27 protein-coding genes are annotated in these 23,179 nt (G+C 52.1%); 18 read left to right on the forward strand and 9 right to left on the reverse strand.

The features are described 5' to 3' along the window. Positions 1-131: 131 nt before the first annotated feature. The 3 genes from zapG (at position 132) to degS (ending at position 3,651) form a co-directional block, all read left to right on the forward strand. Positions 132-536 (forward strand): Z-ring associated protein ZapG, encoded by a 405-nt coding sequence (gene zapG, locus A6301_RS08295; RefSeq protein ID WP_005975485.1) that lies wholly within the window; start codon positions 132-134, stop codon positions 534-536. Between the two features lie 513 nt (positions 537-1,049). Beyond that, positions 1,050-2,420, forward strand: coding sequence for a serine endoprotease DegQ (gene degQ, locus A6301_RS08300; RefSeq protein ID WP_107170746.1), 1,371 nt, complete (start codon positions 1,050-1,052; stop codon positions 2,418-2,420). Positions 2,421-2,553: 133 nt separating this feature from the next. Continuing rightward, positions 2,554-3,651, forward strand: a complete 1,098-nt coding sequence (degS, locus tag A6301_RS08305; RefSeq protein WP_107170745.1) for an outer membrane-stress sensor serine endopeptidase DegS — start codon at positions 2,554-2,556, stop codon at positions 3,649-3,651. A gap of 107 nt (positions 3,652-3,758) precedes the next feature. Here the strand turns inward: degS and murA are convergent, their stop codons facing one another. From murA to mlaF, 7 genes are all read right to left on the reverse strand, one after another. Continuing rightward, positions 3,759-5,021, reverse strand: coding sequence for a UDP-N-acetylglucosamine 1-carboxyvinyltransferase (gene murA, locus A6301_RS08310; protein WP_107170744.1), 1,263 nt, complete (start codon positions 5,019-5,021; stop codon positions 3,759-3,761). 80 nt (positions 5,022-5,101) lie between these two features. Further along, the gene (ibaG, locus tag A6301_RS08315) at positions 5,102-5,356 is read right to left on the reverse strand and encodes a BolA family iron metabolism protein IbaG (RefSeq protein WP_039304057.1); all 255 of its coding nucleotides are present in this window, start codon (positions 5,354-5,356) and stop codon (positions 5,102-5,104) included. Between the two features lie 134 nt (positions 5,357-5,490). Further along, on the reverse strand, positions 5,491-5,781 hold the full coding sequence (gene mlaB, locus A6301_RS08320; RefSeq protein WP_104212728.1) for a lipid asymmetry maintenance protein MlaB: 291 nt from the start codon (positions 5,779-5,781) through the stop codon (positions 5,491-5,493). 13 nt (positions 5,782-5,794) lie between these two features. Then, on the reverse strand, positions 5,795-6,424 hold the full coding sequence (mlaC, locus tag A6301_RS08325; protein ID WP_107170743.1) for a phospholipid-binding protein MlaC: 630 nt from the start codon (positions 6,422-6,424) through the stop codon (positions 5,795-5,797). A gap of 12 nt (positions 6,425-6,436) precedes the next feature. After that, positions 6,437-7,003 carry an outer membrane lipid asymmetry maintenance protein MlaD gene (mlaD, locus tag A6301_RS08330; protein WP_205540768.1) on the reverse strand — a complete coding sequence of 189 codons (567 nt, stop codon included), beginning with the start codon at positions 7,001-7,003 and terminating at the stop codon, positions 6,437-6,439. A 4-nt stretch (positions 7,004-7,007) separates the two neighbouring features. After that, positions 7,008-7,790, reverse strand: a complete 783-nt coding sequence (mlaE, locus tag A6301_RS08335; protein ID WP_107170741.1) for a lipid asymmetry maintenance ABC transporter permease subunit MlaE — start codon at positions 7,788-7,790, stop codon at positions 7,008-7,010. Between the two features lie 7 nt (positions 7,791-7,797). Then, positions 7,798-8,610 (reverse strand): phospholipid ABC transporter ATP-binding protein MlaF, encoded by an 813-nt coding sequence (gene mlaF, locus A6301_RS08340; RefSeq protein ID WP_137740617.1) that lies wholly within the window; start codon positions 8,608-8,610, stop codon positions 7,798-7,800. A 393-nt stretch (positions 8,611-9,003) separates the two neighbouring features. Between mlaF and A6301_RS08345 the strand changes: the two genes are divergently transcribed. The 12 genes from A6301_RS08345 to rnk all read left to right on the forward strand — a co-directional run bounded on the left by A6301_RS08345 (position 9,004) and on the right by rnk (position 18,065). Continuing rightward, entirely contained in the window at positions 9,004-9,969 is a 966-nt protein-coding gene (locus A6301_RS08345) for a calcium/sodium antiporter (protein ID WP_107170739.1), read from the forward strand. Positions 9,970-10,025: 56 nt separating this feature from the next. Beyond that, complete coding sequence (gene kdsD, locus A6301_RS08350) at positions 10,026-11,117, forward strand: arabinose-5-phosphate isomerase KdsD (protein WP_233671863.1); 1,092 nt, start codon at positions 10,026-10,028, stop codon at positions 11,115-11,117. A 19-nt stretch (positions 11,118-11,136) separates the two neighbouring features. Next, positions 11,137-11,703: a 3-deoxy-manno-octulosonate-8-phosphatase KdsC gene (gene kdsC / locus A6301_RS08355; RefSeq protein WP_107170738.1), complete on the forward strand. Its 567-nt coding sequence runs from the start codon at positions 11,137-11,139 to the stop codon at positions 11,701-11,703. After that, on the forward strand, positions 11,700-12,266 hold the full coding sequence (lptC, locus tag A6301_RS08360; RefSeq protein ID WP_205540767.1) for an LPS export ABC transporter periplasmic protein LptC: 567 nt from the start codon (positions 11,700-11,702) through the stop codon (positions 12,264-12,266). Before kdsC ends, lptC begins: the two co-directional genes overlap by 4 nt. Further along, positions 12,247-12,819: a lipopolysaccharide ABC transporter substrate-binding protein LptA gene (gene lptA / locus A6301_RS08365; RefSeq protein ID WP_107170736.1), complete on the forward strand. Its 573-nt coding sequence runs from the start codon at positions 12,247-12,249 to the stop codon at positions 12,817-12,819. Before lptC ends, lptA begins: the two co-directional genes overlap by 20 nt. 3 nt (positions 12,820-12,822) lie before the next feature. Then, the gene (lptB, locus tag A6301_RS08370) at positions 12,823-13,548 is read left to right on the forward strand and encodes an LPS export ABC transporter ATP-binding protein (RefSeq protein ID WP_025920074.1); all 726 of its coding nucleotides are present in this window, start codon (positions 12,823-12,825) and stop codon (positions 13,546-13,548) included. 49 nt (positions 13,549-13,597) lie between these two features. Continuing rightward, positions 13,598-15,031 (forward strand): RNA polymerase factor sigma-54, encoded by a 1,434-nt coding sequence (rpoN, locus tag A6301_RS08375; RefSeq protein WP_234257534.1) that lies wholly within the window; start codon positions 13,598-13,600, stop codon positions 15,029-15,031. 23 nt (positions 15,032-15,054) lie between these two features. Continuing rightward, complete coding sequence (gene hpf / locus A6301_RS08380; RefSeq protein ID WP_005975449.1) at positions 15,055-15,342, forward strand: ribosome hibernation promoting factor; 288 nt, start codon at positions 15,055-15,057, stop codon at positions 15,340-15,342. A gap of 96 nt (positions 15,343-15,438) precedes the next feature. Beyond that, positions 15,439-15,912 carry a PTS IIA-like nitrogen regulatory protein PtsN gene (gene ptsN, locus A6301_RS08385; protein WP_107170762.1) on the forward strand — a complete coding sequence of 158 codons (474 nt, stop codon included), beginning with the start codon at positions 15,439-15,441 and terminating at the stop codon, positions 15,910-15,912. Between the two features lie 154 nt (positions 15,913-16,066). Then, positions 16,067-16,924: an RNase adapter RapZ gene (gene rapZ / locus A6301_RS08390; RefSeq protein WP_012822088.1), complete on the forward strand. Its 858-nt coding sequence runs from the start codon at positions 16,067-16,069 to the stop codon at positions 16,922-16,924. A gap of 31 nt (positions 16,925-16,955) precedes the next feature. Beyond that, positions 16,956-17,228, forward strand: a complete 273-nt coding sequence (gene npr / locus A6301_RS08395) for a PTS phosphocarrier protein NPr (protein ID WP_039547824.1) — start codon at positions 16,956-16,958, stop codon at positions 17,226-17,228. A gap of 426 nt (positions 17,229-17,654) precedes the next feature. After that, a complete protein-coding gene (rnk, locus tag A6301_RS08400; protein ID WP_107170732.1) occupies positions 17,655-18,065 on the forward strand; it encodes a nucleoside diphosphate kinase regulator in 411 nt (136 codons plus the stop codon). Positions 18,066-18,166: 101 nt separating this feature from the next. Here the strand turns inward: rnk and pmbA are convergent, their stop codons facing one another. Beyond that, a complete protein-coding gene (gene pmbA, locus A6301_RS08405; protein WP_234257535.1) occupies positions 18,167-19,507 on the reverse strand; it encodes a metalloprotease PmbA in 1,341 nt (446 codons plus the stop codon). 296 nt (positions 19,508-19,803) lie between these two features. Here pmbA and yjgA point away from each other — a divergent pair, with 296 nt between their 5' ends. The 3 genes from yjgA (at position 19,804) to A6301_RS08420 (ending at position 21,116) form a co-directional block, all read left to right on the forward strand. Continuing rightward, positions 19,804-20,355: a ribosome biogenesis factor YjgA gene (gene yjgA, locus A6301_RS08410; protein ID WP_107170730.1), complete on the forward strand. Its 552-nt coding sequence runs from the start codon at positions 19,804-19,806 to the stop codon at positions 20,353-20,355. Between the two features lie 171 nt (positions 20,356-20,526). Continuing rightward, positions 20,527-20,787 (forward strand): type II toxin-antitoxin system Phd/YefM family antitoxin, encoded by a 261-nt coding sequence (locus tag A6301_RS08415; RefSeq protein ID WP_107170729.1) that lies wholly within the window; start codon positions 20,527-20,529, stop codon positions 20,785-20,787. Between the two features lie 5 nt (positions 20,788-20,792). Next, positions 20,793-21,116: a type II toxin-antitoxin system RelE/ParE family toxin gene (locus tag A6301_RS08420; protein ID WP_107170728.1), complete on the forward strand. Its 324-nt coding sequence runs from the start codon at positions 20,793-20,795 to the stop codon at positions 21,114-21,116. A gap of 67 nt (positions 21,117-21,183) precedes the next feature. Here the strand turns inward: A6301_RS08420 and aaeB are convergent, their stop codons facing one another. Then, a complete protein-coding gene (aaeB, locus tag A6301_RS08425) occupies positions 21,184-23,172 on the reverse strand; it encodes a p-hydroxybenzoic acid efflux pump subunit AaeB (protein WP_234257580.1) in 1,989 nt (662 codons plus the stop codon). Between the last annotated feature and the right edge of the window lie 7 nt (positions 23,173-23,179).

Here is a 23,179-nt window from a genome sequence, read left to right on the forward strand (position 1 = left end):
ATGTCTGCGATAGGTCAACATTCCCCTCAGTCATCGAGCATCAGGATTCCACTCGGGCAAGGTTAACGGTTATAGTGACTATTATTAAGTGAAAAACCCTACGGGACAACGACGTCAAAATAGGAGCTATTATGACTTGGGAGTATGCGCTGATAGGTTTAGTTGTCGGTATTATTATTGGTGCTGTCGCCATGCGCTTTGGTAACCGTAAGCTGCGGCAACAGCAGGTCCTGCAAAATGAGCTGGAGAAAAGCAAAACCGAACTGGAAGACTATCGTCAGGAATTAGTTGGACACTTCGCCCGCAGCGCGGAGCTGTTGGACAACATGGCGGATGACTATCGTCAGCTTTATCAACACATGGCGAAAAGCTCCAATAACCTGTTACCTAACGTTCCCGGCCAGGATAATCCGTTTAAATACCGTCTGACCGAGTCAGAAGCGGATAACGATCAGGCACCGGTGAACATGCCACCACGCGATTATTCCGATGGTGCGTCAGGTTTGCTTCGCGGCGAGCGCCCGATTCGCAAATAATATCAACTAATTATACCCTAAATAATTCGAGTTGCATGAAGGCGGCAAGAGAAGGACAAATTCGTCGGGAACGAATTTGACCAGCCAACGGCTGGCCTCCGGTGAGAGACAGGATGTCTCTCATTTCATCCCGATGAGCTTACACAAGTAAGTGATTCGGGTGACAAATCTGCCGGGAGCAGATTTGAACGCTGCCAGCAGCGGCCCTTTAGGGCGAGGCCCACGACGGGCCGAGTATTTAAACACAGCCAACATACATACAGCTTGAAGTATGACGGGTATAGCGTGAGGCTTTCTGGCCTCACGCTTTCCCTTCTCTTGTTCTACGCTTATTAAGACGTACACCGCAGGCTGCCATCACCCGAGCACGCTCCACAAACAGCGATAGTTACAATCTGCTGACGAAACAGCAGTGAACTTTACACATTGATCGTCAGTCTGACTCTTCACCGTGTCTTTAAGTTTATATATCATCGTTTTATTCATCCGCAGGCCGTGAGAGAGTTAATAACAATGAAAAAAACGTCATTATTATTTAGTGCACTGGCAATGAGTATAGGTTTGACCCTGTCCACGCTTCCCGCAGCGAATGCTGCGCTGCCTGCCGTGGTTCAAGGACAACAAACGCCAAGTCTGGCCCCGATGCTGGAAAAAGTCTTACCAGCCGTCGTCAGCGTGCATGTTGAAGGTACACAGGTACAGCGTCAGCGCGTACCAGAAGAGTTCAAGTTCTTCTTTGGCCCAAACTTCCCAACGGACAAACAAAATTCTCGTCCGTTTGAAGGGCTGGGCTCCGGCGTGATTATTGATGCAGCAAAAGGCTATGTGCTCACCAACAATCACGTTATCAATAACGCCGATAAAATCCGCGTCCAGCTTAATGATGGCCGTGAATACGATGCTAAGTTGATCGGTCGTGACGAGCAAACCGATATCGCCCTGCTCCAGTTGAATGACGCCAAAAATCTGGTCTCCGTGAAAATGGCGGATTCCGATCAGTTGCGCGTCGGTGACTTTGCCGTTGCCGTTGGTAACCCATTTGGCCTCGGCCAGACGGCGACCTCCGGCATTATCTCTGCACTGGGGCGTAGCGGCCTGAATCTTGAAGGGCTGGAAAACTTCATCCAGACCGATGCTTCCATTAACCGTGGTAACTCCGGTGGTGCGCTGGTTAACCTCAACGGCGAACTGATCGGTATCAATACCGCGATTCTGGCACCGGGCGGCGGAAATATCGGCATCGGTTTTGCCATCCCTAGCAACATGGCCCAGAATCTGGCGCAGCAGTTGGTTGAATTTGGCGAAGTTAAGCGCGGGCTGCTGGGTATTAAAGGCAGCGAGATGACGTCCGAAATGGCGAAAGCGTTCAACGTCGATGCCCAGCGCGGTGCTTTCGTCAGCGAAGTTTTACCGAAATCCGCCGCGGCCAAAGCCGGAATCAAGGCAGGCGACGTATTGACAACGATGGATGGCAAACCCATCAGCAGCTTTGCTGAACTGCGGGCCAAAGTTGGCACCACTGCGCCGGGCAAGACCGTGAAAATCGGCCTGCTGCGTGATGGGAAACCACAGGAAGTTTCCGTCGTGCTGGATAACAGCACATCGGAATCAACCAGCGCCGAAACGCTTTCACCGTCATTACAGGGCGCTTCCCTGACGAATGGTCAACTGAAAGACGGCAGCAAAGGCGTACAGATTGATAACGTCACCAAGGACACGCCAGCAGCGCAGGTTGGCCTGCAAAAAGGCGATATCATCATCGGCGTAAACCGCGAGCGTATTGAAAACATCACGCAGTTGCGCAAGCTGCTGGAAGCGAAACCGTCCGTTCTGGCGCTGAATATCGTCCGAGGTGAAGAAACAATCTATCTGCTGCTACGTTAATCGTTCGTCGTTTTTACGACAGCCTAACCGGCCAGAGATGACACGCCATAAAAAATCGGACACCGAGTCATGCGGTGTCCGAACTTCTCGTGATATCCTCCCCTTATCTCCCTTTCCACAGTAACTCACGGCCATGCTTGCTAAATTATTACGTTCAGCACTATTTGGTGCCCTTGTCGCCGGAATTATTCTGGCCGTACTGCCGTTTATCGGATCTGGCACGTCGTTTCTGAAAAGCAATGACAGAAACACTGATGGCTCGCCCGTAAGCTACCATCAAGGCGTCAACCGTGCGGCTCCTGCTGTGGTTAATATTTATAATCGGGTTGCCAATGCGGAAAAACCCAATGAAGTCGCCATTCATCCTCTGGGTTCTGGCGTCATCATGAATGACAAAGGGTATATTTTAACCAATAAGCATGTGATTAATAACGTGCAACAAATCCAGATCGAGCTGTCAGATGGCCGGCTGTACGAAGCCCGCGTGATCGGTTCCGATACCCTGACAGACCTGGCTGTGTTGCAAATTGATGGCGTCAATCTGCCCGTCATCCCCATGAATCCAGACCGTATCCCGCACGTTGGTGATGTCGTCATGGCGATCGGTAACCCTTATAACCTAGGGCAAACCGTCACACAGGGCGTTATTAGCGCCACTGGCCGCGTCAGCCTCAGCACTTACGGCCAACAAAGAAGCCAGGTAGGACGCCAAAATCTGCTGCAAACTGATGCGTCAATTAACCACGGAAACTCTGGCGGGGCGCTGGTCAATACGCTCGGTGAATTGATTGGTATTAATACCCTCTCTTTTGATAAAAGCAGCAATGGCGAAACGCCGGAAGGCATTAGCTTCGCGATCCCCGTCGCATTGGCTACCAAAGTGATGGGTAAACTGATTCGCGATGGCCGTGTGGTTCGCGGCTATATTGGCATCAACGGTGTACAGCTCGAAAATATTGAGAACAGCACGTTAGCCAACAATCGCGGAGCTCAGGGTCGATTGACCGGCATTCTCGTCCAGACCATCGATCCCGGCGGTCCGGCGGATAAAGCGGGTATCCGCATTGAAGACGTCATTGTTAGCGTCAACAATAAGCCCGCGCGCTCGATTATCGAAACCATGGAACAGGTTTCGGAAATACCTCCCGGCACCGTTATTCCCGTCACGATTGAGCGCGATAACAAACAAATCACGCTACAAATGACGATTCAGGAATTCCCTACCCAATAGCGGCATCCAAGGCTACTTGATAAAACAGTATCAGCAGGTAAATAAGAAACCGGGTGGGAAACCACCCGGCTGATGGAGATCATTTGAAGAGAAAACGGGTGAAGCGCTTATTCGTGTTCTTTAACACGCTCGATGTTCGCACCTAAGCCACGCAGCTTATCTTCGATACGGTCATAGCCACGATCGATATGATAAATACGATCCACCGTCGTCACGCCTTCCGCAATACAACCCGCTAATACCAGACTGGCCGACGCCCGTAAGTCGGTCGCCATCACCTGTGCTCCCGACAGCTTATCAACGCCGTGGCAAATCACGGTATTGCTCTCGATCTCCGCCTGTGCGCCCATACGGATAAGCTCAGGCACATGCATGAAGCGGTTCTCAAAGATAGTTTCGGTAATCACACCCGTTCCTTCTGCGACCAGGTTCAGCAGGCTGAACTGCGCCTGCATATCGGTCGGGAACCCAGGATGCGGTGACGTGCGAACGGTAACCGCTTTCGGACGCTTACCGTGCATATCCAGGCTAATCCAGTCTTCGCCGATTTCAATCTCCGCGCCTGCTTCACGCAGCTTCGCCAATACCGCATCCAGCGTATCAGGACGGGTATTACGGCAGATAATCTGACCGCGAGATACCGCAGCCGCGACCAGAAATGTCCCGGTTTCAATACGGTCGGGCACAACGCGATACACACCGCCGCCCAAGCGTGCGACGCCTTCAATAGTGATTTTATCGCTGCCTGCACCGCTAATTTTCGCACCCAGCGTATTCAGGAAGTTTGCCGTATCAACAATCTCTGGCTCACGCGCCGCGTTTTCAATAATCGTGGTGCCTTCGGCCAGCGTTGCTGCACTCATGATAGTGACCGTGGCGCCGACGCTCACTTTGTCCATCACGATGTGCGCGCCTTTCAGGCGGCCATCAACCGTGGCTTTCACATAGCCTTCTTCCAGAACGATCTGCGCCCCAAGCTGTTCAAGGCCGTAAATATGCAAATCTACCGGGCGTGCGCCAATTGCACAGCCGCCGGGCAGCGAGACCTGTCCCTGCCCGAAACGCGCCACCAGCGGCCCCAACGCCCAGATAGAGGCGCGCATGGTTTTCACCAGATCGTACGGCGCGCAGAACACGTTCACCTCGCTGGCATCCACGTGAACGGAACCATTGCGTGTAACACGCGCCCCCAACTGACCGAGTAACTTCATAGTCGTGTCGATGTCACGCAGTTTCGGTACGTTCTGAATTTCGACCGGTTCTTCTGCAAGTAACGCAGCGAATAGGATTGGCAACGCAGCGTTCTTGGCGCCGGAAATGGTCACTTCCCCCGCTAAGCGAGTTGGCCCCTGAACACGAAATTTATCCATAGTCTTTGTATCTCAATGTCTTAATTCAATATTTCGTCACACTGATACCGGCAGTTTATCCCCACTCGTACGGGGAACCCTTAGAAACCGTTCAGTTTACGGTCGCGCTGCCACTCTTCCGGCGTATAAGCCTTGATCGACAATGCATGAATACGGTTATCCGCGATGTACTCCATCAGCGGCGCATAAACAGCCTGCTGTTTTTTGACTCGGCTCATTCCAGCAAAAAGTCCGCCCACCGCGATGACTTGAAAATGGCTACCATCACCAGAAACATGGGCTTCTTCCAGCGCTAATGCGTTCATCAGCACGTCTTTAATTTCGTTATTTTCCATCGCTCTCGATTTCTATGTCAGGGGGAGATGATTTACAGGGGGGTATCTTAGATGAATATGACGCTATCTTAAACAAAGAATACACCCCTTCAGACGATGCCTAAAGGGGCGAATCCGGTAGCCGGCGTTACCGCTTAAGACACCGGAATGATTTCATTCAGGTTATAGAGCGCAATGAGCGTTTTTAACCGATCGCTGGCACCAACAATCGTTATCTCTCCGCTCGACGACGGCTGTTGATAAACGTGCATCAGCAATGCCAACCCGGCAGAATCAACACGGTTTAATCCTGACACATCCAGCGTGGTTTTACCCGCTAGCAGCGATTCACGCTGTTGCCAGAACGGTAACAGCGTTTCACGATCGAGATCGCCCGTTAATGCCAGCGTTGATTCCTGCGCCTGCCAGTTCAATGCGTTCGCCATGTTCGTACCCAAATTACTTTTTCTGATCCAACGTAATTGTCTGCTTCGCCGAGGATTCCAGCTGTTGAGTCAGACCATCAACGCCTTTCTGACGCAGTATTGACGCCCATTCGTTCTGCTTAGTGGTGATCATGCTGACACCTTCAGCAATCATGTCATACGCCTGCCAGTTACCGGTTTTACTGTTCTTACGCCATTGGAAATCCAGGCGTATCGGCGGGCGGCCACCGTTATCAACAATCGTGACGCGAATGGAAACGATATCAGCATTGCCCAGCGGCTGTTCAGGGGCGATTTGATAGCTCTGCCCGTTATACATCGCCAGAGCCTGGCCGTAAGCCTGCTCAAGATAGGCTTCAAACGCTTTGAAATAGGCATCACGCTGTGCTGGCGTCGCGTCTTTGTAGTAACGGCCAAGAACCAGCGCACCGGCGTATCTCACCTGTACATACGGCAGCAGCTCTTCACGCACGACAGTACGTAAATAATCAGGGCTTTGCTTGATTTTTGGCTGCTCGTTCTTTAAACGATCAAAGGTTTTTTCCGCCGCTTCATTCATTAAACGATAAGGGTTCGTTTGATCCGCCGCGTTGGCTAATGGCGCGACCACCAGTAAAGCCACCATCAGTAAACGTTTAAACATGCAGATATCCTCTTATGGATGTGAAGGAACAGGTTCGTTGCTGTGCTCAGGCGTTGCCGTAGGATCAGCACCCGTCGCCGTACCCGATTGACTAGCATTATCCTCGCTATTGCTGCCGCTCTTATATAGGAATTGACCGATGAGATCTTCAAGCACCATGGCGGACTTGGTGTCCTGAATCACACCACCGTCCTTCAAAATCGTCGTGCCCATCTCTTCATCTTCAAAGCCCATGTTCAATGCCAGATACTGTTCACCCAGCAAGCCAGAGGTACGAATAGCCAGAGAGCTGGTATCGGGAATATGATCGTAACGCTGCTGAATATCCATCGCCACGCGTGGCAGATACGTTTTCTCATCCAGAGAGATATCCGCTACGCGACCGATGACCACACCGCCAATTCTGATCGGAGAACGCGCTTTTAACCCGCCAATGTTGTCAAACGTCGCGTACAAGCGGTACGTTGGCTCACTGCCGATCGATTTTAGATCGGCCACTTTTAGGCATAAAAAAAGAATGGCAGCCAGCGCGATCAACATAAACACACCAACCCAGACTTCAGTTTTCTTTGTTTGCATCGACTCAGTTCCCAAACATCAGTGCTGTCAGCACAAAATCCAATCCCAGTACTGCTAACGACGAGTGCACGACGGTTCGTGTCGTTGCACGGCTGATCCCCTCAGACGTCGGGATCGCGTCATAGCCGTTAAACAGTGCAATCCAGGTCACGGTAATCGCAAATACGATACTTTTAATCACGCAGTTCAGCACATCCTGACGCCAGTCAACCGCGCCCTGCATGGCAGACCAGAAGAACCCACTGTCGATACCTTTCCAGTCCACACCGACCAGCCCGCCTCCCCAGATCCCCACAGCGACAAAAATCACCGCCAGCAGCGGCATGCTGATTAGCCCCGCCCAGAAGCGCGGCGCGACAACGCGGCGCAGTGGATCGACCGCCATCATCTCCATGCTGGAGAGCTGCTCAGTTGCCTTCATCAGCCCAATCTCCGCCGTCAACGCAGAGCCCGCACGTCCGGCGAACAACAGTGCCGTCACCACCGGGCCAAGTTCACGCAGCAGCGACAGCGCCACCATCATGCCCAGGCTAGCCTCGGCGCTGTACGTTGTCAGGATGATATAGCCCTGTAGCCCCAACACCATGCCGATAAACAGGCCAGAAACCATGATGATAAGCAGAGACTGCACGCCAACGCTGTAAAGTTGTTTCACCAACAGCGGCCACTGTTTTTTAAATTCGGGTTTACCTACCAACGCATTAAACAGCATCAGCCCAGCGCGCCCAAACGTGGCACTGGTAGAGATTCCCTGACGTCCTAGCGACGCCAACGTCCGTAATAACATGGCTGCGTTACCCCTCTGAACCTAGCAGCGACGCTTTATAGTCACCCGCAGGAAAACGGAAAGGCACGGGCCCATCGGCGATGCCATCCAGGAACTGACGAACCTGCGGGTCATCATTCGCCCTAAGTTGATCTGCCGTTCCTTCCGCCACCACTCGCTTGTCGGCCACGATATACGCGTAATCGGCGATGCTCATCACCTCCGGTACATCATGAGAAACCACAATGCAGGTCACGCCCAATGCGTGATTAAGCTCATCGATCAGCTTCACCAGCGTGCCTAACGTGATCGGGTCCTGCCCGACAAAAGGTTCGTCGAACATAATGAGTTGCGGGTCAAGCGCAATGGCTCTCGCTAACGCCGTCCGCCTCGCCATACCGCCGGAAAGTTCAGCAGGCATCAGCTCAGCAGCCCCACGCAACCCCACCGCTTCCAGCTTCATCATGACGATGCTACGCAGTAACGATTCTGGCAGTTGGGTATGTTCGCGCAACGGCCAGGCGACATTGTCAAACACATTCAAATCGGTGAATAACGCGCCGGACTGAAACAACATGCTCATTTTCTTGCGCGCGCTGTACAGTTCCCTGCGTGACAGCGCCGGGATATTCTCGCCATCAAACCAGATTTCACCACTGTCTGGCTGTAGTTGCCCGCCAATCAGGCGTAACAACGTGGTTTTACCGATACCGGAAGGCCCCATGATCGCAGTGACCTTGCCTTTAGGAACATTCAGCGTGATATCTGTGAAAATCTCTCGCTCTCCGCGCCGAAAGCTAAGACCACGGATCTCGACCAGATTAGTTGCCTCATGGTTCATTATTTCCATTCCTTACCAATCAGTACGCTTATAGAACATCTTTCACTCCAGCCTAACGGCTGACTTTCATTAGAGTGAGAGTTTTACAAAAACTTACCGTAAGTTCTTGTCCAAAGTTGCGGCATAAACCGTTACCTGATTTTACTTATCGCGACAGGTTTTACTTTTTCGCCAAGCGCCGTCAGAATTAGCACTCATCACAGAAAAGGGCTTTTTGTGCGAAATTCGTCCAGAAATACTGACTTATTCGACAACAAGCCAGTGATTATACACTAAATAATTCGAGTTGCAGGAAGACGGCCTGCCAAGGCGAGGCTCAGAAATGAGCCGAGTATTGCCAACGCACCTGCGGCTTGAAGTATGACGGGTATATATCCTATTAAAGGACGCTGCATGCTTTTTGCAACACTACTCTTGTTCGTTGGTTTGCTATTACTGGTTTACGGTGCCGATCGTCTTGTCTACGGTGCCGCCGTGCTTGCGCGTTCTCTCGGCTTACCGCCTTTTATCATCGGCATCACTATTGTCGGCTTCGGCACCTCACTACCTGAGCTGATCGTTTCTGTTACTGCGGCCTTAAACGATCAAAACGATATGGCCGTCGGCAATGTTATCGGCTCCAATATCACCAATATTTTACTCATTCTCGGCAGCGCGGCACTCATTCGCCCACTCACCGTACATTCGACTCTGCTGCGCCGAGAGCTGCCGCTCATGTTGTCCGTCACTTTATTGTGTGGCGTTTTGCTGCATGATAGCTACCTGAGTCGCGCCGACGGCATGATGCTGCTCTTCGCCGCCAGTCTGTGTCTGGTCTTGATACTGCGTATGGCACAACAGGCACAGCGGGAAGGCGGCGACAGCCTGACTCGTGAACAGTTGGCAGAACTGCCGCAGGACGACAGCAATCAGATGGCTGCCGTGCTGTGGCTGATTCTCGGTATGATTATTTTACCCATGGCCGCCCGGATGGTGGTGGATAACGCGACCGTCATTGCGCGTTACTTCGATGTCAGCGAATTGACCATCGGGCTGACCATATTGGCGATCGGCACCAGCCTGCCTGAGCTTGCTACGGCCATCGTCGGGACGTTGAAGAAAGAAGATGATATTGCACTGGGTAACCTGATTGGCTCGAACATCTTTAATATTGCGATTGTGCTGGGCGTGCCCGCACTACTCTCGCCAGGCGCACTGAATCCTCAGGTTTTTCAGCGCGACTATTGGGTCATGCTGGCGGCGAGCGTGTTGTTAACCGCACTATGTCTCAGCAAAAAACGCCATATAGGACAGGGCGCAGGCGCATTATTATGCTGCGCGTTTATCGCCTACCTTACGGTGTTGTTCTGTTTTTCATAAGAACCTGTTTTCGTAACTACGCGGTTCCGTTTTTCACCATAATCAGGACTATTGGTATGTCACAGTTTGAACACGATGCTCATCTAAAACAGCAGTCTGACCGTGCACTATCCGATCATGCAACACAAGCCGATCACGAACGACAATCCGATCATACGCAACAGAAGGGGCCTGAACTGCCAGCAAACTTCGATTTCCAGCAGGCAGGCAAGCAGGTACTGAGCATCGAGCGCGATGGGCTTGCGCAATTAGATCAGTATATTGACGACAATTTTACGCTCGCCTGTAAAAAGATCTTTCACTGTCAGGGCAAAGTAGTAGTGATGGGAATGGGCAAGTCCGGCCACATCGGCTGTAAGATTGCCGCAACCTTCGCCAGCACCGGTACGCCCGCTTTTTTTGTCCATCCAGGCGAAGCCAGCCACGGCGACCTTGGCATGGTAACGCCGCACGATATCGTGATCGCAATTTCCAACTCTGGCGAATCCCATGAAATCCTGTCGCTGATCCCTGTTCTGAAACGACAGAAAGTGTTCCTGATCTGCATGACCAGCGCACCAGAAAGTACGATGGGTAAAGCGGCGGATATACACCTGTGCGTCCACGTTCCTCAGGAAGCCTGCCCGCTCGGTTTGGCTCCTACCACCAGCACGACTGCGACGCTGGTGATGGGCGATGCGCTCGCCGTGGCGTTGCTACAGGCGCGCGGTTTTACTGCCGAAGATTTCGCCCTCTCTCACCCCGGTGGCGCACTTGGCCGCAAACTTTTACTGCGTATCAGCGATATCATGCATTCTGGCGACGAGATTCCCCATGTCCCACACGATGCCTCGCTGCGTGATGCACTGGTGGAAATTACGCGCAAAAATCTGGGTATGACGGTAATCTGCGAAGCGGATATGAAAATTCAGGGTATCTTTACCGATGGTGACCTGCGCCGTATCTTCGACATGAATATTGACTTGAACAGCGCGCGCATTGCTGATGTGATGACCGCGGGCGGCATCCGAGTTGCACCGCAAACGCTGGCGGTGGACGCACTTAATCTGATGCAGTCGCGCCACATTACCTCAGTGCTGGTGGCAGAGAACGATCGCCTGGTCGGCATTGTCCATATGCACGATATGCTGCGGGCTGGCGTGGTTTAAAAAGAAAGGATAATTGTGAATGAGTGAAACCAGGGCGCAAACCGATACCTGTTATGGGCCTGTCGATCAACAGGTACTGGATAAAGCCCGTGAAGTTCGCCTGTTAATCTGCGACGTTGACGGCGTGATGTCCGATGGTCTGATTTACATGGGTAACCACGGCGAAGAGCTGAAAGCGTTTAACGTCCGTGATGGCTATGGTATTCGCTGCTTGCTGACGTCTGGCCTTGAGGTTGCCATCATTACCGGGCGTTCCGCAAAATTGCTGGAAGATCGCTGTAAAACACTGGGCATTAACCACCTTTATCAAGGGCAATCGGATAAGGTTTTGGCCTTCAACGATCTGTTGGATAAACTGTCGGTCACAGCAAATCAAGTGGCCTATATCGGCGACGACATGATCGACTGGCCAGTGATGGCACAGGTTGGTCTGAGCGTTGCCGTAGCGGACGCCCACCCGCTGCTGTTACCGCGCGCGGATTATGTCACCCGTATTGCGGGTGGCCGTGGCGCAGTTCGTGAGCTGTGTGATTTGATTCTGTTCTCGCAGGACAAGCTGGAGCATGCCAAAGGGTTGTCGATATGAGTAAAACCAAGCGTTGGCTGACCGCTTTTCTCGCCCTGTTGGTATTGATCCTCATCGGCTGGAATATTGCGGATGACGACACCGTATCGACACCGGATGCAAATGACCCTACTGTGCCAGTCTACACCAGCGAAAAGACCAACACTCAGGTATACAGCCCTGCGGGTAAACTAAGCTACAGACTGATTTCGGAAAAAGCGGAGTATTTCAACGATGAGCAGTTGAGTTGGTTTACGACCCCCGTTGCCACGCTGTTCAATGAACAAGGCATTGCAACCTGGTCAGTACGCGCCGATCGCGCCAAGCTGACAAAAGACAAGATGCTCTATCTGTATGGCCACGTCGAGGTGAATAGCCTGACAAAGGACACTCAGCTTCAGCGCATCACAACGAATAATGCCCAGGTGAACCTGGTCACGCAGGACGTCGCTTCCGATGATGAAGTCACCCTGTACGGCGCCAGCTTTACCTCAAGCGGAATGAAAATGCGCGGAAATCTGCGTAATAAAACGGCCGAGTTGATCGAAAAGGTAAAAACCTCTTATGAAATCCAAAACCAATAACCTGATGCGTAACACCCTGATCGCCAGCTCGCTGTTCGCCGTCAGCGTTTCCGCCTTTGCCGTGACTGGCGATAGCAACCAGCCTATTCACATCGATTCAGCCCAGCAATCTCTGGACATGCAGGGCAACACCGTGACGTTCACCGGCAATGTTGTCGTGAAACAAGGAACGATTGAAGTGAAGGCCGATAAGGTCGTTGTGACACGTCCACAGGGTGCACAAGGCAGCGAAGTGGTGGAAGGTTACGGTAACCCCGTGACGTTCTACCAGATGCAGGATAACGGCAAGCCGGTAAAAGGCCACGCGCAAAAAATCCGCTATGAGCTGGCCAAAGACCTGCTGGTACTGACAGGCAATGCCTATCTGGAACAGCAGGACAGCAATGTCAAAGGCGATCGCATCACCTATTTGGTGAAACAACAGCAGATGGAAGCGACCAGCGATAAAGGAAAACGCGTGACGACGGTGTTAGTCCCCTCTCAGCTTCAGGAGAAAGAGAACAAAAGCCAGCCTTCTCGTTCTCAACAACCGCAACCACGGGTCACTGAATAAGTTATGGCAACATTAACCGCAGAAAATCTGGCTAAGGCGTACAAAGGCCGTAAGGTCGTGGAGAACGTCAGCCTCACCGTCAACTCCGGTGAAATCGTCGGCCTGCTCGGGCCGAACGGTGCTGGAAAGACCACAACATTCTACATGGTCGTGGGTATCGTCCCACGTGATGAAGGACGCATCGCCATTGACGACGACGACATCAGCCTGCTTCCTCTGCACGAGCGCGCCTTACGCGGCATCGGCTACCTGCCGCAGGAAGCCTCGATTTTTCGTCGCTTAAGCGTCTACGACAACCTGATGGCGGTGTTACAGATCCGTAAAGATTTGACGACCGAGCAGCAGGAAGATCGTGCCAACGAGCTGATGGAAGAATTCAATATTACTCATTTGAGCGATAGTCTGGGACAATCTCTGTCGGGTGGGGAAAGACGCCGCGTGGAGATTGCGCGTGCGCTAGCGGCAAACCCAAAATTTATCCTGCTGGATGAACCGTTTGCGGGCGTAGACCCGATCTCCGTACTGGATATTAAAAAAATTATTGAGCATCTGCGTGACAGCGGACTGGGCGTGTTGATTACCGATCATAACGTCCGCGAGACGCTGGATGTCTGTGAACGAGCCTACATCGTGAGTCAGGGCAACCTGATCGCCCACGGTTCACCGACCGATATTCTGGCCGATGAACAGGTAAAACGCGTCTATCTGGGCGAAGGCTTCCGACTCTGATAGGGTAATATTTTCTTTTTGCAGTACTTATGGGACGTTAGCGCGATTTATGAAGCAAGGTTTGCAACTCAGGCTTAGCCAGCAACTGGCCATGACTCCACAGCTCCAACAGGCAATTCGGCTGTTGCAACTGTCCACGCTTGAATTGCAACAGGAGATTCAACTGGCGCTGGAAAGCAATCCGTTGCTTGAACAAACGGATCAGCACGACGAAATCGAGTCATTCGAAAAGGCAGACAGCGATTCACTGGATACCGGTGAAGCCCTCGAGCAACGGGACATGCCGGAAGAATTACCGCTCGATGCCACCTGGGATGAGATTTATTCCGCGGGCACGCCGTCGGGCACTGGCACCGATTATCGCGACGAAGAACTGCCAATTTATCAAGGTGAAACCACGCAAACGCTTCAGGATTACCTGATGTGGCAGGTTGAGCTGACGCCGTTTTCAGATACCGATGCCGCCATCGCGACCTCGATTGTCGATGCCGTGGACAACACGGGCTACCTGACGGTGCCGCTGGAAGACATCCTTGACAGCATCGGTGACGACGACGTGACGCTGGAAGAAGTCGAAGCCGTACTTAAGCGCGTGCAACGCTTCGATCCTGTAGGCGTTGCTGCTCGAGACCTGCGCGATTGTCTGCTGGTACAACTTTCCCAATTTGACAACAGCACGCCGCGCTTGCTCGAAGCTCGCCTGATCGTCAGCGATCATCTCGATCTGTTAGCCAACCATGATTTCCGCAGCCTGATCCGCGTGACTCGTCTAAAAGAAGAGGTGCTGAAAGAAGCGCTGGCGCTGATCCAATCGCTCGATCCCCGTCCGGGACAATCGATCAACACCGGTGAATCTGAATACGTGATTCCTGACGTGCTGGTACGTAAAGTTCAGGGGATCTGGGCCGTCGAACTCAACACCGACAGCGTTCCCCGTTTGCAGATTAATCAGCAATATGCGGCGCTGGGGAACAGCGCGCGCAACGACAGCGACGGGCAATTTATTCGCAGTAACCTGCAAGAAGCGCGCTGGCTCATCAAAAGTCTGGAAAGCCGCAATGACACGCTGCTGAAAGTGACCCGCTGCATCGTCGAACAGCAGCAGGATTTCTTCGAGCAGGGCGAAGAATTCATGAAGCCTATGGTACTGGCAGACATCGCCCAAGCGGTGGATATGCATGAATCCACTATCTCACGCGTGACGACACAGAAGTTCCTGCACAGCCCGCGCGGCATTTTTGAGCTAAAATATTTCTTCTCCAGCCACGTTAATACCGATAGCGGCGGAGAAGCCTCGTCAACGGCAATCCGCGCGCTAGTGAAAAAGCTTATTGCGGCGGAAAACCCTGCGAAGCCATTGAGCGACAGCAAGCTCACCACACTGCTCTCCGATCAGGGCATCATCGTGGCACGCCGTACCGTCGCAAAATACCGAGAGTCTTTATCTATCCCACCATCGAATCAGCGTAAACAACTGATTTGATCTCAACAGAGAAGGAAGACACTATGCAGCTCAACATTACCGGACACCACATCGAGATCACTGAACCACTGCGTGATTTTGTAAATGGCAAATTTGCCAAATTAGAGCAGTATTTTGACCGGATTAATCAGGTCAATGTGGTATTGAGAGTGGAAAAAGTTCAGCAAATTGCCGAGGCCACGCTCCATGTTAATGGTGGGGAGCTGCATGCAACCTCCGAGGCGGCAGATATGTACGCCGCGATAGATTTATTGATTGATAAGCTGGCAAGACAGCTCAATAAGCATAAAGATAAGCTCAAGCAGCACTAATTTTCTCCTTTGCCATTTGGTAAAGGAACAAACCCACGCTATCCGACGGATGGCGTGGGATCACCAGAAGTGAAAGCGTCGTTAAGTGAAAATAAAATGAGCCACGATCCCGTATTGCAACTCAGCACCGTCTTACGTCCTGAGTGCACCCGAAGCACCGTCCACTGCCAGAGTAAAAAACGGGCATTGGAAATTATCAGCGAGCTGGCCGCCAGGCAGCTTAACATTCCCTCGCAGATTATCTTTGATGCCATCCTGACCCGGGAGCGGATGGGCAGCACGGGAATCGGCGGCGGCATTGCCATTCCTCACGGTAAGCTGGAAGACGATAATGCGCTGGGTGCCATCGGTGTTTTCATCCAGTTAGAGCAACCGATCGCTTTCGATGCTATTGATAATCAGGCTGTTGATCTGCTTTTTGCCTTGCTGGTTCCAGCGGAACAATGTAAAACCCATTTGCATACCCTGTCGCTTGTTGCCAAACGACTGGCGGATAAAACGGTTTGCCGACGCCTACGCGCGGCGCAAAGCGATGAAGAGCTGTACCAGATTATGACGGAAGCGGGTTAAACCAGACGATCGTCATACTCACGATGACGGGCTATTCGCAGTAGAACGAGAGAATGCTTGCAATCCGTGCGCTAAGCCGTCATTTTTTAGCGATACATCATAAAAATCATGGCAATGAAAATTCGCCATCACGTTGCCAGAGGGGAGTCGTCAGATGGTACTGATGATTGTCAGCGGTCGCTCAGGTTCAGGAAAATCTGTCGCCCTGCGCGCATTGGAAGATATGGGGTTCTACTGCGTAGATAATCTACCAGTGGTTCTGCTGCCAGAACTGGCAAATACGCTTGCGGCTCGTAATATTTCTGCCGCAGTCAGCATTGACGTGCGCAATATGCCGGAATCTCCAGAGATCTTCGAGCATGCCATGGAGCAACTGCCATCAAGCTTCTCGCCTCAGTTGCTGTTTCTGGACGCCGATCGAAACACGCTGATCCGTCGCTATAGCGATACCCGCCGCCTGCACCCACTGTCCAGCAAGAATCTGTCGTTGGAAAGCGCGATTGATGAAGAAAGCGACCTGCTGGAACCGCTGCGTTCGCGCGCCGATCTGATTATCGACACCTCAGAGATGTCGGTGCACGAACTGGCCGAAATGCTGCGTACACGGCTGCTCGGCAAGCGGGAACGCGAGCTTACGATGGTGTTCGAATCGTTCGGCTTTAAGCACGGTATTCCTATCGATGCGGATTACGTCTTTGACGTACGTTTCCTGCCGAACCCGCACTGGGACCCGAAACTGCGTCCGATGACCGGTCTGGACAAGCCCGTTGCGTCCTTCCTCGACCGACATACCGAAGTGCACAACTTTATCTACCAGACTCGTAGCTATCTCGAACTGTGGCTGCCGATGCTGGAAACCAATAACCGTAGCTACCTGACCGTCGCCATTGGCTGTACTGGCGGTAAGCACCGTTCAGTTTACGTCGCTGAACAGTTGGCAGACTATTTCCGCTCACGCGGTAAAAACGTACAGTCACGCCACCGTACGCTGGAAAAACGTAAACCCTCGTGATAGTCGGCAAACCAGTACAGCCAGGTAACCCATGACAGTCCGGCAAACGGTTGAAATCAAAAACAAGCTCGGTATGCACGCTCGTCCAGCGATGAAGTTGTTCGAATTGGTGCAGAGCTTTGATGCGGAAGTGATACTACGTAATGACAGCGGCACCGAAGCCGAAGCCAGCAGCGTGATTGCCATGTTGATGCTGGACTCGGCGAAAGGGCGTCTCATTGAGGTAGAAGCGACTGGCCCAGATGAAGAACAGGCGCTTGCTGCCGTCATCAAGCTATTTGAAGCTGGGTTCGACGAAGACTAGCGATTCCCTTAGCTGGCTATACCCTAAATAATTCGAGTTGCGTGACAAAACGTGAGCGTTTTGAACAACGCTATGCGTTGACCCTTTAGGGCAAGGCCAATTTATGGCCTTGTAACGCGGCAATCGCGCGAATCCCCAGGAGCTTACACAAGTAAGTGACTGGGGTGAGTAAGGACAAATCGGCTTAGCCGATTTGAACGCCGCTTGCGGCGGCCCTTCAGGGCGAGGCTCAGAACTGAGCCGAGTATTGCCAACGCACAAGCAGCTTGAAGTATGACGGGTATCTGCCAGCCTTAGTGCTTCACTTTCCTCTCAGAACCTCCTACTATCTACCTCTATAAATCATAATATTTTCTTATACCCCCTGCTCCTCTGGGCGCGGGGGGTTATTTTTATATCATCTGAAAATACCAACTGGAGAGGAGTATGACGAAACCTAACCTGACAATCAGTGAATTGGATGCAGAACGTCTGGATAAGTTATTGGAGCAGCCCGCCTTTGCGGACAGCGATATCGCACAGGCGTTGAATGAGGAACTGGATCGGGCAGAAATTTTGCCTTCAGCATCGATTCCCTCACATGTCGTCACCATGAATAGTCGGGTGCGTTTCCGCGATCTGAATACCAATGAAGAGCATATCCGCACACTGGTGTATCCAGCCGCGGTGAAGGACAGTCAAGAACCGCTGTCGGTGATGGCTCCGCTGGGCGCAGCACTATTGGGAATGCATGTGGGAAACACGATCGCCTGGAAATTGCCAAACGGTGAAGAAACGCGAATTGAAGTAGTAGAACTACTCTATCAGCCAGAAGCCGCAGGCGAGTACCACCGCTAAATCAGCAAGGTGCTACTCTGCCATAAATGCATGCTGATAAAGGCATAGAGTAACAGCCGTCGGACACTGCCGACGGCGACGGTTACTCGCGCAGAGTAAGCTTATTCCCCTGCGATCTTCATTTCAGGCAGCAACACGGAACCACACTGGATGTTGCTCCGGGTTTCGATATCGTTCCCCACCGTCACAATATTGCGCAACATATCTTTCAGGTTGCCCGCAATCGTAATCTCGCTGACCGGATACTGAATTTCACCGTTTTCGACCCAGAAGCCAGATGCCCCACGAGAATAATCTCCCGTCACACCGCTCACACCTTGCCCCATCAGTTCGGTCACCAGTAGGCCTTTACCCATCTGTTTCAACATGCCGTTGAAATCTAAACCTTGTCCGGCAATCCGCCAATTGTGGATGCCGCCCGCATGGCCGGTGCTCTGCATCCCCAACTTACGTGCGGAGTAGCTCGTCATCAGCCACGTCTGCAACACGCCTGCTTTCACAATTTCACGCGCCTGCGTCCGCACACCTTCGCTGTCGAATGGCGTAGAAGCCAGCCCTTTTAGCAAGTGCGGCAGTTCCTCAATCGTCAGCCACTCCGGCAGAATCTGCTGACCCAGTTTATCCAGCAGGAAGGTAGATTTACGATAAACGCTGCCGCCGCTGATGGCACCGACTAGGTGACCAAACAAACCTGTCGCCACTTCCGCAGAAAACATCACTGGTGCCTGCATGGTCGGCAGTTTACGCGGTGACAGACGGGATAACGTCCGGCGTGCGCATTCTTCGCCCACCCATTCAGGGCTCAGCAAATCATCCAGCGCACGGCCAACGGTATAGGCATAATCCCGCTCCATATCACCATTCACTTCGGCAATCACGCAGCTGGACATGGAATGACGGCTGGAGCAGTAGCTTTTTAGCAAGCCATGGCTATTGCCAAACACCTTAACGCCGTAGTGACTGTTAAAGCTGCCGCCTTCAGTGTTAGTGATACGCTTGTCAGCCTGTAATGCAGCCTGCTCCGCACGAGCGGCTAATTCAATGCCGCGATCCGCATCCAACTCAGTTGGATGGAACAGATCCAGATCTGGCGCATCAAACGCCAGAAGATCGCGATCCGCAGAGCCAGCGAAAGGATCGACTGAGGTATAACGCGCGATATCCAGCGCGGCCTGCACAGTACGGGCTATCGCATCCGGGCTAAGATCGGTAGACGATGCGCTGCCTTTACGCTGTTGGTGATAAACCGTAATGCCCAACGCACCATCGCTGTTGAATTCAACATTTTCAACGTCACCATAACGGGTACTGACGCTAATGCCCGTCGTTTTTGACACCGCGACCTCTGCCGCATCAGAACCGGCACGCGCCAGTTCCAGTGCCTGAGCAACCGCGAGTTCCAGCGCTTTACGCTGCCCTGCAACCTGAGTAGTTATCGTCATTGTTCTGCCATAATGAGTGGAAGAAAGCTCACCATCATCATCCCCGCAACGAGCACAAAAGGGGCGTATACTCTCTATACTTCGCGCAGCCAACGCATAGGCAACGTGAAGTATGACGAGCATAAAATGGTGTAGCATAATGCTTTCTAGTCTAACAGGATCTACGGACAATTTCGCACAAAGCCCAAACCTGTTAGTATCAGCCTCTTTTTTTCTGGTGGGCGCGCTGTTCACCATCCCGGAGCCGCTACGCATCGCGTTAAGCATTGCTCCTGGACACTTTTTAGGAGCCAACCATGAAACAAAAACCCGAAGACTGGCTGAATGACGTCCCGGATAATCAAGAAGACGACGAAGATGATGAAATTATCTGGGTCAGCAAAAGCGAAATAAAGCGCGATGCTGAAGCACTGAAAGATCTCGGCGCGGAGCTGGTTGAGCTGGGAAAAAACGCCCTGGAGAAGATTCCGTTGGACGACGATCTGCGTGCAGCGGTGGAATTGGCACAGCGGATCAAGAGAGAAGGCCGTCGTCGTCAGCTACAGCTCATTGGTAAGCTACTACGCGCCCGCGATCCAGAACCGATCCAAACCGCGCTGGATAAGCTAAATAATCGTCACAATCAGCAGGTAGCCTTGTTCCACAAACTGGAACAGCTGCGCGACCGCCTGATTACCGAAGGGGACGATGTGGTTCCAGAGATCCTGGCACTGTACCCACATGCTGACCGTCAGCAGTTGCGTTCTCTGGTGCGCAATGCGCAGAAAGAGAAAGCGGCAAACAAGCCGCCGAAATCCGCCCGTCAGATCTTCCAATATCTGCGTGAACTGGCTGAAACCAAAGACTAACGACAATCGCGGGATGAGAGCATGGCTCACTCATCCCACGCTTTATCAATACTCGCTATGAGAGATATTTCGGCTTTCTTGCACCATCGGGTAATTTCTTGACAGGGTAGAATTCGGTTCGTATTCTGTCCAAAAGTCGTATTATGTACAAAAAGAAACCAAGGAATTATCATGTCCCTTGCAGAGCAAATCAAACCTATCACCTACCTAAAATCCAATGCGGCGGAGATCGTCAAGGAATTCGCGGTCAACCCTGAGCCCATTATTATCACCCAAAATGGTGAAGCTAAAATGGTGGTGATGGACATCACGGAATATGAAAAACAACAAGAAACATTTGCTTTGCTGAAGCTGTTAGCATTGGGGCGAAAAGCGTTTATGGAAGGTAAATATTCCGATGCTGAATCTTTTTTGGATGAAATGGACGACTGATAGCGATGAGAAACATTGTCATTCTTGACAGTGCCAAGGAAGAACTCAAAGACATTAAGCAATATGTCAGAGCAAAATTTGGCGATTCTGTATGGAACACGATCAATGCAGAATACAAAGTGGCCATCCAGCGCATTAAGCAAACACCTCAAAGTGGCAGCGATATTGACGAGCTGAAAGAACTTGGCGTCACAAATGTCAAATACATACTGGTCAGACAAACAAGAGTGGTGTACGAATTTGACGACAACATCGTTCTGATTCATCTGTTTATCAACACCAGAAGGGACTTCAGGACTCATCTATTCAAAAGGCTTTTAATTCAATAAATAACATTCACTATTGAATGAAACTCATCACATAAATAGCGCCCTGATCGTACCGTCTCCCCCAATGTTAGTTACTTAGCGCATGCTGATAATCACGTAAAATCCCAGTTAATCGCCCTACTGGCGCAGTCACACTCGTGGGAAGCTGTTGTTCTGTCAGCATCTGCTGATAGCGTTCAAGCTCATCCAACAGCTGCGTGAAATAGCGACTACGTGTGCTATCGCGTCGGGCTGAAATCACCTGCTCCGCCGTCGCACGAATTTGACGATGAAAGGCAGACAGTGCTGTATTTTGCGGAATATCCAGCGTTCTCAGACGCTGGTGCATGATGATCAGCCACAGCGCGAGGCGATACTTGGCAATGTCATCAGGGAAGCGGCTCAGCAGTAGGAACAGCTGCTGGTATAGCGCTGGCAAGTGATTTTCCTTACGCCGCGTCGTGTTAGTCGTCAGCGCCGAAACCGCGCCATACACAAAGCGGTTCAGTAGTGTTCTCCCCGTGTGTGCTTTGGTGTTATCCCGGATCAGCAGGATCACCATCAACGCCAGAAAACAACCGATGATCTGGCCGATCGCGCTGTCCAGAAACTGACTAATGTTGAATGTCATCGGGTTATCCAGTACCAGAATATTGATTGTACTGGCCAATGCCCCCAGCGAGCCCAGCCGACGCTTTTGTACTTCAAGACCAAGAAAGAAAGCCATCGCCCCCAAGCTTAGGCACAGCAGCAGCATACTTTGCTGCGTTGATGGCATGATAAACATAAACATCAGCGCACCCAGCGGCAGCGCGTAGATCGTCCCAAACAGAAAATCTTTCGCCATCATCTGTGGATTCGGCAACCGCATGGCAAGCGACGTCACCACCGCAATCATCACCATACACACGCTACCCGAGGTCCAGCCGGTACTGAGCCAAAACAGGCAACCCAGCGCCGTCGCCACGCCGGTACGTAAGCCGTTGATCATGGCATGATGGGTTTCGGCTGATGGCGCTTTAACTTCAACATCGCTGTTCAGCACGTCAGCTTCAATCGCCGTGATACGCCCGTTGGTCTGCACCCCTTTCGCCAATAGCAGATAGCGCGTTGCAGCCCCTACCCAACTGACCAGCGTAGGCGGCACGTCACGGCTGTCAAGCGCGATCAGATGGCGCAAGGCTTTCACACGGCAATGCACATCACGGAATGACTCAACGGGCTGATCTAACACCCGTTTCAGGCTACTTTTTACGGGAGTCGGTACGTCCTGCAAAATCAGGTAGGTCTCACACGCCTGTGTAATCATCGTGAGCGATTGCGTATGCAGCGACGTTAAGCGGCGATTGCTATTCTGCCAGCGCGAAGACTCCAGCATCAGGCTGCTGTGCATGCCGTTTAGCGCAGTCGTTTTGCGCACCAGCGCGTGCCATGCCGCATCTATCGCTTCTTTCTCCGTCTCGCTCATGCTGAGTTGCAGTAACCGATACTGATCCACTAATAATTCGCCGATACTGCGGTCAACATCCTGCTTGATCGAACGGGGAGAGAACAGTAAATCAGCCAGAATGGCGCAGACGATGCCCAGCACAATCTCGCTACAGCGCTCCACAGCGAACTGCGGCGTCAACAGCGGCGCCCCCTGCGTCGACACAATAATAATCAGTGCGGTATAGCCTGCCAGCCCGAACACATAGGCGTTTTCGACTTTAACCAGCGAGGATACCCAGGTGCAGAAGCCAGCCCAAATACAGCACAGCATCAGCATTACCACAGGAGCACGAACGGTGGCAATAATGATGACAAGTGCGCCAATACAGCCGATAAAAGTCCCAACAATACGCAGCATGCCACGATGGCGAATCGCACCGGAGAACGGTTCACCGCCTGCGGCAAATGCCGGGCCAGCAGCGACAATTGCCGCCGTCAGCACCGACCAACGTGGGGTTTCTAACTGGAGATGGAACCCCAGAAACAGGGACAACACAATCGCAAAACTCAGTTTGAAAGCGAAGCGAAGGCGTGCAAATTTCGGTGTCGTAAAGAACATGGGGCGGGTCAACGACGCAGTTTTCATCATCGCC

The organism is Pectobacterium sp. IFB5596, assembly GCF_021432585.1.
In the GTDB taxonomy this organism is placed as follows: domain Bacteria; phylum Pseudomonadota; class Gammaproteobacteria; order Enterobacterales; family Enterobacteriaceae; genus Pectobacterium; species Pectobacterium punjabense.

Excerpts from the sequence above, each read along its gene's own strand:
- zapG (WP_005975485.1), top strand. The coding sequence starts at position 132 with ATGACTTGGGAGTATGCGCTGATAGGTTTAGTTGTCGGTATTATTATT.
- degQ (WP_107170746.1), top strand. The coding sequence starts at position 1,050 with ATGAAAAAAACGTCATTATTATTTAGTGCACTGGCAATGAGTATAGGT.
- degS (WP_107170745.1), top strand. The coding sequence starts at position 2,554 with ATGCTTGCTAAATTATTACGTTCAGCACTATTTGGTGCCCTTGTCGCC.
- murA (WP_107170744.1), bottom strand. The coding sequence starts at position 5,021 with ATGGATAAATTTCGTGTTCAGGGGCCAACTCGCTTAGCGGGGGAAGTG.
- ibaG (WP_039304057.1), bottom strand. The coding sequence starts at position 5,356 with ATGGAAAATAACGAAATTAAAGACGTGCTGATGAACGCATTAGCGCTG.
- mlaB (WP_104212728.1), bottom strand. The coding sequence starts at position 5,781 with ATGGCGAACGCATTGAACTGGCAGGCGCAGGAATCAACGCTGGCATTA.
- mlaC (WP_107170743.1), bottom strand. The coding sequence starts at position 6,424 with ATGTTTAAACGTTTACTGATGGTGGCTTTACTGGTGGTCGCGCCATTA.
- mlaD (WP_205540768.1), bottom strand. The coding sequence starts at position 7,003 with ATGCAAACAAAGAAAACTGAAGTCTGGGTTGGTGTGTTTATGTTGATC.
- mlaE (WP_107170741.1), bottom strand. The coding sequence starts at position 7,790 with ATGTTATTACGGACGTTGGCGTCGCTAGGACGTCAGGGAATCTCTACC.
- mlaF (WP_137740617.1), bottom strand. The coding sequence starts at position 8,610 with ATGAACCATGAGGCAACTAATCTGGTCGAGATCCGTGGTCTTAGCTTT.
- A6301_RS08345 (WP_107170739.1), top strand. The coding sequence starts at position 9,004 with ATGCTTTTTGCAACACTACTCTTGTTCGTTGGTTTGCTATTACTGGTT.
- kdsD (WP_233671863.1), top strand. The coding sequence starts at position 10,026 with ATGTCACAGTTTGAACACGATGCTCATCTAAAACAGCAGTCTGACCGT.
- kdsC (WP_107170738.1), top strand. The coding sequence starts at position 11,137 with ATGAGTGAAACCAGGGCGCAAACCGATACCTGTTATGGGCCTGTCGAT.
- lptC (WP_205540767.1), top strand. The coding sequence starts at position 11,700 with ATGAGTAAAACCAAGCGTTGGCTGACCGCTTTTCTCGCCCTGTTGGTA.
- lptA (WP_107170736.1), top strand. The coding sequence starts at position 12,247 with ATGAAATCCAAAACCAATAACCTGATGCGTAACACCCTGATCGCCAGC.
- lptB (WP_025920074.1), top strand. The coding sequence starts at position 12,823 with ATGGCAACATTAACCGCAGAAAATCTGGCTAAGGCGTACAAAGGCCGT.
- rpoN (WP_234257534.1), top strand. The coding sequence starts at position 13,598 with ATGAAGCAAGGTTTGCAACTCAGGCTTAGCCAGCAACTGGCCATGACT.
- hpf (WP_005975449.1), top strand. The coding sequence starts at position 15,055 with ATGCAGCTCAACATTACCGGACACCACATCGAGATCACTGAACCACTG.
- ptsN (WP_107170762.1), top strand. The coding sequence starts at position 15,439 with ATGAGCCACGATCCCGTATTGCAACTCAGCACCGTCTTACGTCCTGAG.
- rapZ (WP_012822088.1), top strand. The coding sequence starts at position 16,067 with ATGGTACTGATGATTGTCAGCGGTCGCTCAGGTTCAGGAAAATCTGTC.
- npr (WP_039547824.1), top strand. The coding sequence starts at position 16,956 with ATGACAGTCCGGCAAACGGTTGAAATCAAAAACAAGCTCGGTATGCAC.
- rnk (WP_107170732.1), top strand. The coding sequence starts at position 17,655 with ATGACGAAACCTAACCTGACAATCAGTGAATTGGATGCAGAACGTCTG.
- pmbA (WP_234257535.1), bottom strand. The coding sequence starts at position 19,507 with ATGACGATAACTACTCAGGTTGCAGGGCAGCGTAAAGCGCTGGAACTC.
- yjgA (WP_107170730.1), top strand. The coding sequence starts at position 19,804 with ATGAAACAAAAACCCGAAGACTGGCTGAATGACGTCCCGGATAATCAA.
- A6301_RS08415 (WP_107170729.1), top strand. The coding sequence starts at position 20,527 with ATGTCCCTTGCAGAGCAAATCAAACCTATCACCTACCTAAAATCCAAT.
- A6301_RS08420 (WP_107170728.1), top strand. The coding sequence starts at position 20,793 with ATGAGAAACATTGTCATTCTTGACAGTGCCAAGGAAGAACTCAAAGAC.
- aaeB (WP_234257580.1), bottom strand. The coding sequence starts at position 23,172 with ATGAAAACTGCGTCGTTGACCCGCCCCATGTTCTTTACGACACCGAAA.